The sequence below is a fragment of the Streptomyces sp. NPDC002574 genome, from assembly GCF_042889545.1.
GTDB lineage: Bacteria > Actinomycetota > Actinomycetes > Streptomycetales > Streptomycetaceae > Actinacidiphila.
In genome coordinates this window covers 263,870-278,287 of sequence record NZ_JBIARB010000009.1, presented here as the reverse complement: position 1 = coordinate 278,287, position 14,418 = coordinate 263,870, and the positions used below count along the sequence as shown (strand labels likewise).

The 14,418-nt window shown below is 71.3% G+C and carries 12 protein-coding genes; 10 read left to right on the top strand and 2 right to left on the bottom strand.

Translation table 11 applies throughout. The features are described from left to right. The first annotated feature begins 14 nt into the window (after window positions 1–14). From murD to ACFYXS_RS23735, 10 genes are all read left to right on the top strand, one after another. Window positions 15–1,424 carry a UDP-N-acetylmuramoyl-L-alanine--D-glutamate ligase gene (murD, locus tag ACFYXS_RS23780; RefSeq protein ID WP_389251680.1) on the top strand — a complete coding sequence of 470 codons (1,410 nt, stop codon included), beginning with the start codon at window positions 15–17 and terminating at the stop codon, window positions 1,422–1,424. Between the two features lie 41 nt (window positions 1,425–1,465). Beyond that, window positions 1,466–2,872, top strand: a complete 1,407-nt coding sequence (gene ftsW / locus ACFYXS_RS23775) for a putative lipid II flippase FtsW (RefSeq protein ID WP_389251342.1) — start codon at window positions 1,466–1,468, stop codon at window positions 2,870–2,872. A gap of 6 nt (window positions 2,873–2,878) precedes the next feature. Then, a complete protein-coding gene (murG, locus tag ACFYXS_RS23770) occupies window positions 2,879–3,970 on the top strand; it encodes an undecaprenyldiphospho-muramoylpentapeptide beta-N-acetylglucosaminyltransferase (protein WP_389251340.1) in 1,092 nt (363 codons plus the stop codon). Window positions 3,971–4,083: 113 nt separating this feature from the next. Next, window positions 4,084–4,866 (top strand): cell division protein FtsQ/DivIB, encoded by a 783-nt coding sequence (locus ACFYXS_RS23765; RefSeq protein WP_389251678.1) that lies wholly within the window; start codon window positions 4,084–4,086, stop codon window positions 4,864–4,866. A 246-nt stretch (window positions 4,867–5,112) separates the two neighbouring features. Beyond that, window positions 5,113–6,348, top strand: a complete 1,236-nt coding sequence (gene ftsZ / locus ACFYXS_RS23760) for a cell division protein FtsZ (protein ID WP_389251338.1) — start codon at window positions 5,113–5,115, stop codon at window positions 6,346–6,348. 15 nt (window positions 6,349–6,363) lie between these two features. After that, window positions 6,364–7,101 (top strand): peptidoglycan editing factor PgeF, encoded by a 738-nt coding sequence (gene pgeF / locus ACFYXS_RS23755; protein WP_389251676.1) that lies wholly within the window; start codon window positions 6,364–6,366, stop codon window positions 7,099–7,101. 12 nt (window positions 7,102–7,113) lie between these two features. Continuing rightward, the gene (locus ACFYXS_RS23750; protein WP_389251336.1) at window positions 7,114–7,854 is read left to right on the top strand and encodes a YggS family pyridoxal phosphate-dependent enzyme; all 741 of its coding nucleotides are present in this window, start codon (window positions 7,114–7,116) and stop codon (window positions 7,852–7,854) included. Window positions 7,855–7,917: 63 nt separating this feature from the next. Continuing rightward, window positions 7,918–8,517, top strand: coding sequence for a cell division protein SepF (locus ACFYXS_RS23745; protein WP_360911931.1), 600 nt, complete (start codon window positions 7,918–7,920; stop codon window positions 8,515–8,517). Window positions 8,518–8,579: 62 nt separating this feature from the next. Next, entirely contained in the window at window positions 8,580–8,867 is a 288-nt protein-coding gene (locus ACFYXS_RS23740) for a YggT family protein (RefSeq protein WP_319661048.1), read from the top strand. A 46-nt stretch (window positions 8,868–8,913) separates the two neighbouring features. Beyond that, window positions 8,914–10,098 (top strand): DivIVA domain-containing protein, encoded by a 1,185-nt coding sequence (locus ACFYXS_RS23735; protein ID WP_389251333.1) that lies wholly within the window; start codon window positions 8,914–8,916, stop codon window positions 10,096–10,098. Window positions 10,099–10,333: 235 nt separating this feature from the next. Here ACFYXS_RS23735 and ileS read toward each other — a convergent pair whose 3' ends face one another. Beyond that, window positions 10,334–13,462 carry an isoleucine--tRNA ligase gene (ileS, locus tag ACFYXS_RS23730; RefSeq protein ID WP_389251331.1) on the bottom strand — a complete coding sequence of 1,043 codons (3,129 nt, stop codon included), beginning with the start codon at window positions 13,460–13,462 and terminating at the stop codon, window positions 10,334–10,336. 383 nt (window positions 13,463–13,845) lie between these two features. After that, window positions 13,846–14,418 (bottom strand): hypothetical protein, encoded by a 573-nt coding sequence (locus tag ACFYXS_RS23725; protein ID WP_389251329.1) that lies wholly within the window; start codon window positions 14,416–14,418, stop codon window positions 13,846–13,848.

Here is a 14,418-nt window from a genome sequence, read left to right as displayed (position 1 = left end):
CCCGGGCGCTCGGGCTGCCGGGCCGCCGGGTCACGGTGGCCGGGCTCGGGGTCTCCGGGATCCCGGCCGCCGAGGTGCTCGCCGCGCTGGGCGCGCGGGTCACCGTGGTGGACGGCGGCGACGGCGAGCGGCACCGCGCGCAGGCCGCCGCTCTGGAGGCGCTCGGCGTCGCCGTGCGGCTCGGCGACGGCGCCACCCTGCCCGAGGGCACCGAACTCATCGTCACCTCCCCGGGCTGGAAGCCCACCAGTGAGCTCTTCACCGCCGCCGCGGCGGCCGGAGTCGCTGTCTGGGGGGACGTGGAGCTGGCCTGGCGGCTGCGGGACCCGGGGGCGGCCCCCTGGCTCGCGGTCACCGGCACCAACGGCAAGACCACGACCGTGCAGATGCTGGCCTCGATCCTGCGCGCCGCGGGCCTGCGCACCGCGGCCGTCGGGAACATCGGCACCCCCGTCCTGGACGTCGTGCTCTCCGACGAGCCGTACGACGTGCTGGCGGTCGAGCTGTCCAGCTACCAGCTGCACTGGGCGCCCTCGGTGCGCCCGCACTCCGCGGCGGTGCTCAACCTCGCCCCGGACCACCTCGACTGGCACGGCTCCATGGCCGCCTACGCCGCCGACAAGGGCCGCATCTACGAGGGCAACACGGTCGCCTGCGTCTACAACCTCGCCGACCCCGCGACCGAGGCCCTGGTGCGCGAGGCCGACGTCGAGGAGGGCTGCCGCGCGATCGGCTTCGGCCTCGGCAGCCCCCGCCCCTCCGAACTCGGCGTCGTGGACGGCATCCTGGTCGACCGCGCCTTCGCCCCCGAGCGGCACACCACCGCCCAGGAGCTGGCGGAGGTCTCCGACGTGAACCCGCCGGCCCCGCACAACATCGCCAACGCGCTGGCCGCGGCCGCGCTGGCCCGCGCCTTCGGTGTCGCGCCGGCCGCCGTCCGCGACGGCCTGCGCGCCTTCCGCCCGGACGCCCACCGCATCGCGCACGCCGGCACGGTCGACGACGTCACGTACATCGACGACTCCAAGGCCACCAACACGCACGCCGCCGAGGCCTCACTGGCCGCCTACGAGCACATCGTCTGGATCGCCGGCGGCCTCGCCAAGGGCGCCATCTTCGACGAGCTCGTCACGGGCGCCGCCAAGCGGCTGCGCGGCGTCGTCCTGATCGGCGCCGACCGGGCCCTCATCGGCGAAGCGCTCGCGCGACACGCCCCCGAGGTCCCGGTCGTCGACCTCGACCGCACCGACACTGGGGCGATGGCGGCCGCCGTCCGCGCGGCGCGGGACCTGGCCCGCCCCGGCGACACGGTGCTCCTGGCCCCGGCCTGTGCCTCGATGGACATGTTCGCGAACTACAACGTCCGCGGCGACGCGTTCGCGGAGGCCGTACGGGACCTGCGGGCCCCCGGCACCGGGCAGTAGCCGCAGGCCGCTCCGGCACGCACCGCGACCAAGGAGGGGACATGACGGCAGCCGACCACGGTGGCGCCTCCGGTTCTCGTTCCCGCAACGCGCTCGGCGCCCCCGCCCGCCCGGCGCGCCCGGCGGCGGCACTGCCCCGGCCGGGACGCGCGGGGCCACCCGCCACGCGCCCCCCGAGGGGCCCGTCGCGGGGGAGCGCCCTGCGCGGCGCCAAGGTGGTCTTCGACCGCGCCAAGCGGGCCTGGGACCGCCCGTTGACCGCCTACTACGTGATCCTCGGCAGCAGTCTGCTGATCACCGTCCTCGGCCTGGTGATGGTCTTCTCCGCCTCCCAGATCAAGGCCCTGGAGTACGGGCTGCCCTCCACCTACTACTTCCGCAAGCAGCTCTTCGCGGCCGTGCTGGGCACCGGGCTGCTCATCGTCGGATCCCGGATCCCGGTGCGGCTGCACCGGGCGCTGGCGTACCCCCTGCTGGTGGGCTCGGTCTTCCTGATGGCGCTGGTACAGGTGCCGGGGATAGGGCAGTCGGTGCACGGCAACCAGAACTGGATCTACCTGGGCGGCCCGTTCCAGCTGCAGCCCAGTGAGTTCGGCAAGCTCGCCCTCGTCCTGTGGGGCGCCGACCTGCTGGCCCGCAAGGACGACAAGAAGCTGCTCGTCCAGTGGAAGCACCTGCTGATCCCGCTGGTGCCGATCGCCTTCCTGCTGCTGGGCCTCATCATGCTCGGCGGCGACATGGGCACCGCGATCATCCTGACCGCGATCCTGTTCGGCCTGCTGTGGATCGCCGGCGCCCCCACCCGGCTGTTCGCCGGGGTGCTGGCGGTGGCCGGTGTCATCGGCTTCCTGCTGATCAAGACCAGTGGCAACCGGATGGGCCGGCTCGCCTGCATCGGCGCCACCGACGTCACTCCCAGTGGCGGCTGCTGGCAGGCCGTGCACGGGATCTACGCCCTGGCCTCCGGCGGATGGTTCGGTTCCGGTCTCGGTGCCAGTGTGGAGAAATGGGGCCAACTGCCTGAACCGCACACCGACTTCATCTTCGCCGTGACCGGGGAGGAACTGGGCCTGGCGGGGACGCTGTCGGTGCTCGCCCTCTTCGCGGCTCTAGGCTATGCGGGTATCCGCGTGGCCGGTCGTACGGAGGACCCCTTCGTCAGGTTTGCCGCGGGTGGGGTGACGACGTGGATCACGGCGCAGTTCGTGGTCAACATCGGTGCGGTGCTCGGCCTGCTGCCGATCGCCGGCGTCCCGCTCCCGCTGTTCTCCTACGGGGGCTCGGCCCTCCTGCCGACCATGTTCGCGATCGGGCTGCTCATCTCCTTCGCGAGGAGTGAGCCCGGAGCGCGGGCGGCACTCAAGGCGCGGGGGCCCGGCTACTGGCCGGGGGCAATGACACGGACAATGAGGCGGCTCGTCACACGGCGGCCGTCCAGGGAGCGGTGAATTTCGGTGCATGTCGTACTCGCCGGTGGGGGGACCGCCGGCCACATCGAGCCCGCGCTCGCGCTCGCCGATGCCCTGCGCAGGCAGGACCCGACCGTGGGGATCACCGCGCTGGGCACGGAACGGGGCCTGGAGACCCGGCTCGTGCCCGAGCGCGGTTATGAGCTGGCCCTGATCCCCGCCGTACCGCTGCCGCGCAGGCCCACCCCCGAGCTGATCACCGTACCCGGGCGGCTGCGCGGCACGATCAAGGCCGCGGAGCAGATCCTCGAGCGCACCAAGGCGGACGCTCTGGTCGGCTTCGGCGGTTACGTGGCGCTGCCCGGCTACCTGGCCGCCAAGCGGCTGGGTGTGCCGATCGTGGTGCACGAGGCCAACGCCCGCCCCGGCCTGGCGAACAAGATCGGCTCGCGCTACACCGACTACGTCGCGGTGAGCACCCCCGACAGCAAGCTCCGGCACTCCCGTTACGTCGGCATCCCGCTGCGCCGGTCCATCGCCACCCTGGACCGCGTCGCGATGCGCGCCGAGGCGCGGGCCGCGTTCGGGCTCGACCAGACCCTGCCCACGCTGCTGGTCTCCGGCGGCTCCCAGGGCGCCCGCAGGCTCAACGAGGTGATCGCCTCCGTCGCCCCGCGCCTGCAGCAGTCCGGCGTGCAGATCCTGCACGCGGTCGGCCCCAAGAACGAACTCCCGCTGGCCGACAATATGCCCGGCATGCCGCAGTACATCCCGTTGCCCTACCTCGACCGGATGGATCTGGCCTACGCCGCCGCCGACATGATGCTCTGCCGGGCCGGGGCCATGACCGTCGCAGAACTGTCCGCCGTGGGCCTGCCCGCGGCCTACGTCCCGCTGCCGATCGGCAATGGCGAGCAGCGCCTCAACGCCCAGCCGGTGGTCAAGGCCGGCGGCGGCGTCATCGTCGACGACGCGGAACTCACCGCCGAGTGGGTGCTGGGCCATGTGCTGCCGGTTCTGACCGATCCGCACCGACTGTATGAAATGTCCCGCGCCGCGGCCGAATTCGGCCGTCCGCACGCCGACGAGCTGCTCGTCGGCATGGTGCGCGAGGCGATCGCCGCCCGTCGTCGCTGAGCCCGGTGGGTGGGCCCCGGCCCACCCACCGGCGTGCGCCCGCCGGAGAGCCGGGCGGGGCGGCTAGCCTGCTGCGCAGCGGACGAACCCACCCCCAAACCCCGGAGGCGAACGTGGCCGTACCGACGACCGCCGAGCCGGCCGCCGACCAGGACGACGACGAGATCCGGCCGTCGCCGCGATCGGCCCGCCGCCGGCGTGTGATCGCGCTCGCGGCGCTCACGGCCGCCGGCCTGCTGACCGGCACATCCGCCTGGTCGCTGTACGGCTCGGCCTGGCTGCGGACGACGTCCGTCAGCGTGACCGGCACGGACGTACTGAGCCCCGACGAAGTGCGGGACGCCGCCGAGGTCCCGCTGGGCGACCCGTTGGTCTCCGTGGACACCGAAGCGGTGGGCGGCCGGCTGCGTGAACGTCTTCCGCGGATCGCGAATGTGACAGTGGAACGTTCATGGCCGCACACGATCGTTCTTAAAGTGACGGAGCGAACTCCCGCCGCCCTGGTGAAAGATGGCGGGAACTTCATCGAAGTGGACGCCGACGGCGTACGGTTCGCGGAGATCCACGACCTCATCAAGGGTGTCCCCGTCATCGAATTGAGCCCCGACCGCGACTCGGCGAGCTTTCGCCATTTCGGGACAAAACGCCTCCTCGCCGCGGCCGTTCAGGTCGCCGCCGACCTCCCGAAAGCCGCCTACCAGCAGGCCCGTCTGATCGAAGTGCGCTCCTGGGACGACATCTCGGTGGAGTTGGCGGGCGGCCGCACCGTGGTGTGGGGGAGCGTGGAGCGGGGCGAGGAAAAGGCGTTCGCGCTCGCGGCCCTGATGAAAGTCGAAGAGGGTGCGGTCTTCTACGACGTGAGTGCCCCAACAGCCCCTGCGGCATCGGACGGTTGACGTCTCAGCCTTCAGTTCGACACCCTGGTTGGTCCGGCACCTGCGTGATCACATAGGGTCAAAAGAAAAACGGGAGGTTCGGCGTGTTCGTTGAACGCGAACCGCTTGTCGATTTAGTGTCCTGTCCCAAAGAACGTGCGGGACAGACATACTGGTAACCCTAAACCTGAGGGTTAGGGTTCGGGTCGGCCGGCACCTCCCGACCGTCCCACAGGTATACGTAACTCGAGGCGAGAGGCCTTCGACGTGGCAGCACCGCAGAACTACCTCGCAGTCATCAAGGTCGTCGGCATCGGCGGCGGTGGCGTCAACGCCATCAACCGGATGATCGAGGTCGGTCTCAAGGGCGTCGAGTTCATCGCGATCAACACCGATGCACAGGCCCTGCTGATGAGCGACGCCGACGTGAAACTCGACGTCGGCCGTGAACTCACGCGCGGCCTCGGTGCCGGCGCCAACCCGGATGTCGGCCGCAAGGCCGCCGAGGACCACCGCGAGGAGATCGAAGAGGTGCTCAAGGGCGCCGACATGGTCTTCGTCACCGCGGGTGAGGGCGGCGGCACCGGCACCGGTGGCGCGCCTGTGGTCGCCAACATCGCCCGCTCGCTGGGCGCCCTCACGATCGGGGTGGTCACCCGCCCGTTCACCTTCGAGGGCCGCCGCCGCGCCAACCAGGCCGAGGACGGCATCGCCCAGCTGCGCGACGAGGTCGACACCCTCATCGTGATCCCCAACGACCGGTTGCTGTCCATCTCGGACCGCCAGGTGAGCGTGCTGGACGCCTTCCGGTCCGCCGACCAGGTGCTGCTCTCCGGTGTCCAGGGCATCACCGACCTGATCACCACACCGGGCCTGATCAACCTCGACTTCGCCGACGTGAAGTCCGTGATGTCCGAAGCGGGTTCCGCCCTCATGGGCATCGGCTCGGCCCGCGGCGACGACCGCGCCGTCGCGGCCGCGGAGATGGCCATCTCGTCCCCGCTGCTGGAGGCGTCCATCGACGGTGCCCGGGGCGTGCTGCTGTCCATCTCCGGCGGCTCCGACCTCGGCCTGTTCGAGATCAACGAGTCGGCCCAACTGGTCAGCGAGGCCGCGCACCCCGAGGCCAACATCATCTTCGGCGCCGTCATCGACGACGCCCTGGGCGACGAGGTCCGGGTCACCGTCATCGCGGCCGGCTTCGACGGCGGCCAGCCCCCGACCCGCAGCAACCGGGACAAGGTGCTGGGCGCGTACGGCAGCTCCCGCGACGAGAGCAGCGGCTCGACGGCGTCCCCGGTCCGCCCGGCCACCCCGCCGGCCGAGCCCTCGCGTCCGGCCTTCGCCGGTCTGGGCAGCGTCACCCAGCGTGACGAGGAGCCCGCCCAGCCCGAGCCGGTGGCCGAGGTCCCGGCCCAGCCGGCCGCCCCGCAGGTCCCCCCGGCGCGTCCCTACCAGGACACCAGCGCCGAGGAGCTCGACGTCCCCGACTTCCTCAAGTAAGCACAGTCTCAGGTGATAACGCACAACCACGCACGTCCGGGCGGCGCCCACTTCGCCTTCACCGACAGGTGGGGTGGGGTGAGCGCCGCTCCGTACGACAGCCTCAATCTCGGCGGTGCGGTCGGCGACGACCCCGCCGCCGTCCTCTCCAACCGCGGCCTCGCCGCCCGTGAACTGGGCCTGGACCCGGCGCACGTGGTCTGGATGAAGCAGGTGCACGGCAACGACGTCGCCGTGGTCGCCGCCCCGTGGGGTGAGCACCGGGTACCGGAGGTCGACGCGATCGTCACCACCCGGCCCGGTCTCGCGCTCGCGGTGCTGGTCGCCGACTGCGTCCCGGTGCTGCTGGCCGACACCGAGGCCGGAGTCGTCGCCGCGGCGCACGCCGGCCGGCCGGGACTGGTCGCCGGGGTCGTCCCGGCGGCGGTCGAGGCGATGGTCGGACTCGGCGCCCGGCCGGAGCGGATCACCGCCGTCACCGGGCCGTCGGTCTGCGGCGCGTGCTACGAAGTGCCCGAGCAGATGCGGGAGGACGTCGCTTCGTCCGTCCCCGAGGCCCGGGCCACCACCAGCTGGGGCACCCCCTCCGTGGACGTCGCCGCCGGAGTGCACGCCCAACTCGCCCGCCTCGGCGTTCCCACGGGTGAGAAATCACATATCTGCACCATGGAGTCGGGCGACCACTTCTCCTACCGTCGCGAGCGCACCACCGGGCGGCTCGCCGGATATGTCTGGCTGGACGGCGACCAGTGAGCGACGCACGGAATGACTGACCGAACGGAAGAACGACGGGCCGAACTCGCGGCGAATCTCGCCCGGGTCGAGCAGCGGATCGCCGCGGCGTGCGCGGCGGCCGGCCGGGCCCGGGACGAGGTGACCCTGATCGTGGTCACCAAGACCTATCCCGCCAGTGACGTCCGGATCCTGTCGGAACTCGGCGTCCGCGAGGTCGCCGAGAACCGCGACCAGGATGCCGCGCCCAAGGCCGAGGCCTGCGCGGACCTGCCGCTCACCTGGCACTTCGTGGGCCAGTTGCAGACCAACAAGGTGCGCTCGGTGGTCGGTTACGCCGACATCGTGCACTCGGTGGACCGGGTCCGGCTGGTCGAGGCGCTGTCCGCCGCGGTCATGAAGTCGCCGCGGGCGGACCGTGAACTGGGCTGCCTCGTCCAGGTCGCGCTGGACGCCGAGTCGGGGGCCCAGGGTACCCGCGGGGGAATCGCACCGGATGCCGTCGAAGGGATCGCCGAAGCGGTGACTGCCGCTCCGGGCCTGCGACTTGACGGCCTCATGACGGTAGCGCCGCTGGCCGGAGCCTACGAGGGTCAACCCCGCGCCGCGTTCGGCCGGCTGGCGGAAATCTCATCCTGCCTGCGCGAGATGCATCCTGCTGCGAACATGGTCTCGGCAGGGATGAGCGCGGATCTCGAACAGGCCGTTGCCGCAGGTGCGACACACGTACGCATCGGTAGCGCGGTACTCGGAGTCCGGACCGGGCTCCGGTAACGTCACCAACCAAGTCGGACCACACAAAAAATATGGTCTTTCCCCGCTGAGAGGACGCAGAGCATGGCCGGCGCGATGCGCAAGATGGCGGTCTACCTCGGCCTCGTGGAGGACGACGGGTACGACGGCCCGGGATTCGACCCGGACGACGAGTTCGAGCCCGAGCCGGAGCCGGAGCGTCCCCGCCGGTCGCACCAGCCGCACCAGCCGCACCCGTCCCACCAGCCACCGCACCAGACGCAACCGGAAGAGCCGGCGCGCCTCGTGCACCCGCCGGTCCCTCGGGAACCGCGGATCGCCCCAGTGGCATCCATCACACAAGAACGCCATAGCCTGGAGAAGAACGCACCGGTGATCATGCCTAAGGTCGTGTCCGAACGAGAGCCGTACCGGATCACGACACTCCACCCCCGGACGTACAACGAAGCCCGTACCATCGGGGAACACTTCCGCGAGGGCACCCCGGTGATCATGAATCTGACGGAGATGGACGACACGGACGCAAAGCGACTTGTCGACTTTGCCGCCGGTCTGGTCTTCGGGCTGCACGGGAGCATCGAGCGGGTGACGCAGAAGGTGTTTCTGCTGTCGCCTGCTAACGTCGATGTCACGGCGGAGGACAAGGCCCGCATCGCCGAGGGCGGGTTCTTCAATCAGAGCTGAGATACGCAACCGCACGAAACCGGCCGCGAGGCCCAAGAGCAGGCAGAGGAGAGGGACGCGCGATGGACATCGCACTCCAGGTGCTGTGGATCGCGTTGATGTGCTTCCTGCTTGTCCTGATCTTCCGGTTGGTGATGGACTATGTCTTCCAGTTCGCCCGATCGTGGCAGCCTGGGAAGCCCATGGTGGTCGTCCTGGAGACCACCTACACTGTCACCGATCCGCCACTCAAGCTTCTGCGGCGGTTCATTCCGCCGCTGCGTCTCGGGGGCGTGGCGCTCGACCTGTCCTTCTTCGTATTGATGATCATCGTGTACATCCTGCTCACCGTCGTGGGGGGCTTGAGATGACCGATGCGGGCTCCCGATATGTCGACGATCACGTTGAGGTGAAGAGATGCCACTGACCCCCGAGGACGTGCGGAACAAGCAGTTCACGACCGTCCGCCTCCGAGAAGGCTATGACGAGGACGAGGTGGACGCCTTCCTCGACGAGGTCGAGGCGGAACTGACCAGGCTGCTGCGCGAGAACGAGGACCTGCGGGCGAAGCTGGCGGCGGCCACCCGCGCTGCCGCCCAGAACCAGCAGCAGGGTATGCGCAAGCCCGAGCCGCAGGACGGCCGTGGCGGCCCCGGGGCCCCCGTGCCCGCCGCCATATCCGGACCGCAGCCGGTGCCGCCGCAGCAGATGGGCGGCCCCCAGGGACCCGGCAGTGGCCTCGCCCTGCCCGCCGGGCCCAGCGCTCAGCAGGGCCACATGGGGCAGCACCCCATGCAGCAGCAGGGCGGCCCCATGCAGGGCGGCCACCCCATGCAGCAGCAGGGCCCGATGCAGGGCCAGCACCCGATGCAGCAGCAGGGCCCCGGCCACATGGGCCAGCACCCCATGCAGCAGCAGGGTCCGATGCAGGGCCAGCACCCGATGCAGCAGCAGGGCCCCGGCGGCGACAGTGCCGCCCGTGTGCTCTCGCTCGCCCAGCAGACGGCCGACCAGGCGATCGCCGAGGCGCGCGCCGAGGCCAACAAGATCGTCGGCGAGGCCCGCAGCCGCGCCGAGGGTCTGGAGCGCGACGCCCGCGCCAAGGCGGACGCGCTCGAGCGGGACGCGCAGGAGAAGCACCGCGTGGCCATGGGCTCCCTGGAGTCCGCCCGTGCCACGCTGGAGCGCAAGGTCGAGGACCTGCGCGGCTTCGAGCGCGAGTACCGCACGCGCCTGAAGTCCTACCTGGAGAGCCAGCTGCGCCAGCTGGAGAACCAGGCAGACGACTCGCTCGCCCCGCCGCGGACCTCCGCGGCCCCCTCCCTGTCCTCCGGTTCCGGCGGCATGGGCGGCGGTATGGGTGGCGGCACCATGGGCGGCGGCATGGCCACGGCCGGTGCCGGCACCATGGGCGGCGGCCAGAGCTACGGCGGCCAGGGCATGGGCGGCCACGGTGGCCCGAACCCCACCTACGGCGGCCAGCAGCAGATGTCCCCGGCCATGACCCAGCCGATGGCACCGGTCCGGCCGCAGGGGCCGGCGCCGCTGCAGCAGGCGCCCACGCCGATGCGCGGGTTCCTCATCGACGAGGACGACAACTAGTCGCCAAGAGCCGCTCCGGCGCTCGCGCGGCGCGCACCACGGCACCACACAGGGCCGGGCCCCCAGGGAATCGCTTCCCTCGGGGGCCCGGCCCTTTTGCGTCTCCGGAAGCCCTGCCCGGGGACGTCCGCCGCACAAGGAAGCCGCCCCCGCCCACGGTGACGTGGACGGGGGCGGCTCGGCCTTCGCGGTACCCGGATGGGCTAAAAGGGCCCGCCGGGCTTCCGGCCGGCGATCACCGCTTGCGCAGGTGGAAGGTGAGGCCGAGGGCCTCGTCGATGAAGGCGGGCCCGTAGCCGTCCTCGGGCCCGCCGGAGGCGAAGTCCGTCGCGAGGACCTCGTCCGCGACGAGCCCCGCGTGCTCCTCCAGCGCCGAGACCAGCTCCGCGTCGGCGGCGGCCCAGCGCAGCGCGATGCGGTCCGCGACGTCCAGGCCGCTGTTCTTGCGGGCCTCCTGGACAAGCCGGATCACGTCACGGGCCAGTCCCGCGCGCCGCAGCTGCGGGGTGACCTCCAGGTCCAGCGCGACGGTCGCGCCGGAGTCGGAGGCGACCGACCAGCCCTCGCGCGGGGTCTCGGTGATGATCACTTCCTCGGCCGAGAGGGCGACCGGCTCGCCGTCCACCACGACGGTGGCGGTGCCCTCGCGCAGGCCGAGCGAGAGCTCCGCCGCCTCGCACTCCGCGATGGCCTTGGCGACCGCCTGGACGCCCTTGCCGAAGCGCTTGCCCAGCGCGCGGAAGTTGGCCTTGGCGGTGGTGTCGACCAGGGAGCCGCCGACCTCGCTGAGCGACGCCAGGGAGCCGACGTTCAGCTCCTCCGCGATCTGCGCCCGCAGCTCCTCGCCCAGCGACTCGAAGCCCGCCGCGGCCACCAGCGCCCGCGAGAGCGGCTGACGGGTCTTGACCCCGGATTCCGCCCGGGTGGCCCGGCCCAGTTCCACCAGGCGCCGCACGAGGGCCATCTGCTCGGACAGGGCGGGGTCGACGAGCGCCTCGTCCACCGTCGGCCAGCTCGTCAGGTGCACGGACTCCGGTGCCCCCGGGGTGACCGGGACGACCAGGTCCTGCCAGACGCGCTCGGTGATGAACGGCACCAGGGGCGCCATCAGCCGGGTCACGGTCTCCACGACGTCGTGCAGGGTGCGCAGCGCCGCCCGGTCGCCCTGCCAGAAGCGGCGACGGGAGCGGCGGACGTACCAGTTGGACAGGTCGTCCACGAAGGAGGAGAGCAGCTTGCCGGCCCGCTGGGTGTCGTACGACTCCAGCGCGCCGGTGACATCCCGCACCAGGGTGCCGAGTTCACCGAGCAGCCAGCGGTCCAGCAGCGGGCGGTCGGCGGGTGCCGGGTCGGCGTCGCCGGGGGCCCAGCCGGCGGTGCGGGCGTACAGCGCCTGGAAGGCGACGGTGTTCCAGTAGGTCAGCAGCGTCTTGCGGACGACCTCCTGGATGGTGCCGTGGCCGACCCGCCGAGCCGCCCAGGGCGAGCCGCCGGCCGCCATGAACCAGCGCACGGCGTCGGCGCCGTGCTGGTCCATGAGCGGGATCGGCTGCAGGATGTTGCCCAGGTGCTTGGACATCTTCCGGCCGTCCTCGGCGAGGATGTGGCCCAGGCAGACCACGTTCTCGTAGGCGTTCCGGTCGAAGACCAGGGTGCCGACCGCCATCAGCGTGTAGAACCAGCCGCGGGTCTGGTCGATCGCCTCGGAGATGAACTGCGCGGGGTACGCGCCCTCGAAGACCTCCTTGTTGCGGTACGGGTAGCCCCACTGCGCGAACGGCATGGAGCCCGAGTCGTACCAGGCGTCGATGACCTCGGGAACGCGCTCGCAGGGGGCCGAGCACTGCGGGCAGGCGAAGGTGACGTCGTCGATGAAGGGCCGGTGCGGGTCGAGGCCGGTCTGGTCGGTGCCGGTCAGGTCCGACAGCTCGGCCAGCGAGCCGACGCAGGTGAGGTGGCCCTCCGCGCAGCGCCAGATGGGCAGCGGGGTGCCCCAGTAGCGGTTCCGGGACAGCGCCCAGTCGATGTTGTTGTTCAGCCAGTCGCCGAAGCGGCCGTGCTTGACCGCCTCGGGGTACCAGTTGGTGCGCTCGTTCTCGCGCAGCAGGGCGTCCTTGACCGCGGTCGTGCGGATGTACCAGGACGGCTGCGCGTAGTAGAGCAGCGCGGTGTGGCAGCGCCAGCAGTGCGGGTAGCTGTGCTCGTACGGCAGGTGCCGGAAGAGCAGGCCGCGCTCCTGGAGGTCGGCCACCAGGGCCTCGTCGGCCTTCTTGAAGAACTGGCCGCCGACGAGGTCCAGTTCCTCCTCGAAGGTGCCGTCGGGACGCACCGGGTTGACCACCGGCAGGCCGTAGGCGCGGCAGGTCTTGAGGTCGTCCTCACCGAACGCCGGCGACTGGTGGACCAGACCGGTGCCGTCCTCGGTCGTCACGTACTCGGCGTTGACGACGAAGTGGGCGCCCTCGATCTCCACGAGGTCGAAGGGCCGGTCGTACGTCCAGCGCTCCATCTCACGGCCGGTGAAGGACTGCCCGGTGGCCTCCCAGCCCTCCCCGAGCGCCTTGCCGAGCAGCGGTTCGGCGACGACCAGCCTCTCCGTGCCGTCGGTCGCGACGACGTAGGTGACGTCGGGGTGGGCCGCGACGGCGGTGTTGGACACCAGCGTCCAGGGCGTGGTCGTCCACACCAGGAGCGCGGCGTCGCCGGCCAGCGGGCCGGACGTGAGCGGGAAGCGCACGAACACCGAGGGGTCGACCACGGTCTCGTAGCCCTGGGCGAGTTCGTGGTCGGACAGGCCGGTGCCGCAGCGCGGGCACCAGGGCGCCACGCGGTGGTCCTGGACGAGCAGGCCCTTGTCGAAGATCTGCTTCAGCGACCACCAGACGGACTCGATGTACTCGGGGTCCATCGTGCGGTAGGCCTCGTCGAGGTCGACCCAGTAGCCCATACGGGTCGTCAACTCGGCGAAGGCGTCCGTGTGGCGGGTCACGGACTCCCGGCACTTGGCGTTGAACTCGGCGATGCCGTACGCCTCGATGTCCTTCTTGCCGGTGAAGCCGAGCTCCTTCTCGACGGCGAGCTCCACCGGGAGGCCGTGGCAGTCCCAGCCGGCCTTGCGGGTCACGTGGTGGCCCTGCATGGTCTTGAAGCGGGGGAAGACGTCCTTGAAGACGCGGGCCTCGATGTGGTGCGCGCCGGGCATGCCGTTGGCGGTCGGGGGGCCCTCGTAGAAGACCCATTCCGGCTTGCCCCGGGTCTGCTCCAGCGAACGGGCGAAGACCTTGTTGTCCTGCCAGAACGCGAGCACTTCGTGCTCCAGCGCGGGCAGGTCGACCTGGGCGGGGACCTGGCGGTACTGCGTCATCGGATTCTGCCTCCGGCGGACACGTCATTGGTGCGTGCGTATTCCGTCGGAGGGACGAGAGCCGGCTGCTGCGCCGGTCCCGCGGTACCACCCTCCTTGGCGGCGGGCGGGCCCCTCGCGGGGTCGTTCCGCAGCCCCCTCATTGGGGTCGCGCTGCCGGGTCTACTCGCCCTCACGGGCTTTCTTCCGGCGGCTCCGGGGTGATCTTCACGTCGCGCACACCCCCGGGCTTCCACCGCCCCCGGGTCGCTATGGGCTGCGTGCGGCGCTACTCGTCCCCTTCCACGCCTTTCGCTCCGCCCAGTGTACGGGGCCGGGGGTCGCCGTGTCGGCCGGGTTTTCCGCGGGGCGGGAGTGACCCGAATGGCCCGGTGCGCACCTCGTTACCGGTTGGTACCGGAATACCTGGCGGAGAGCTGGGCACAACGCATGCAGACCTGCCTCCCGGCCGGGCAAGGCGGGCGAATCCGGCGGCGTGCCCCGTTGCCGCGGGTCCGGAGCCGATTTATCGTTCCGGCACGATTCGCGAGCAAGATCACAATGTGTGAAGGGGCCGCGACCATGGTGGGGAAGAAGACCACCGCCACGAAGAAGGCGACGGCGAAGAAGACGGCATCCGCGGGCACTCCCGCGGACCGCGGTAAGACCGCGCCCAAGGCCGCGTCGAAACGCCCCGCCCCTTCCGCGCCCGCACGCAGCAAGGCCGCCGCGGCCGGGAAGGCGGGCAGGGCCGGGAAGTCCGGCAAGGCGGCGTCCTCGGAATCCCGCACCAAGGCGCCGTCCTCGAAGGCGCCGGCCCTTGTGGAGGCGCCCGCGAAGACGTCGGCCAAGAGCCCCGTGAAGCCACCGGCCAAGAAAGCGGCGTCCTCCGGAAAAGCGAAATCCGTCACAAAGGCGGCATCCTCGAAGGGGGCGTCCGTGAGGCCGCCCGCCAAGAAGGCGGCGGGTGCCGTCAA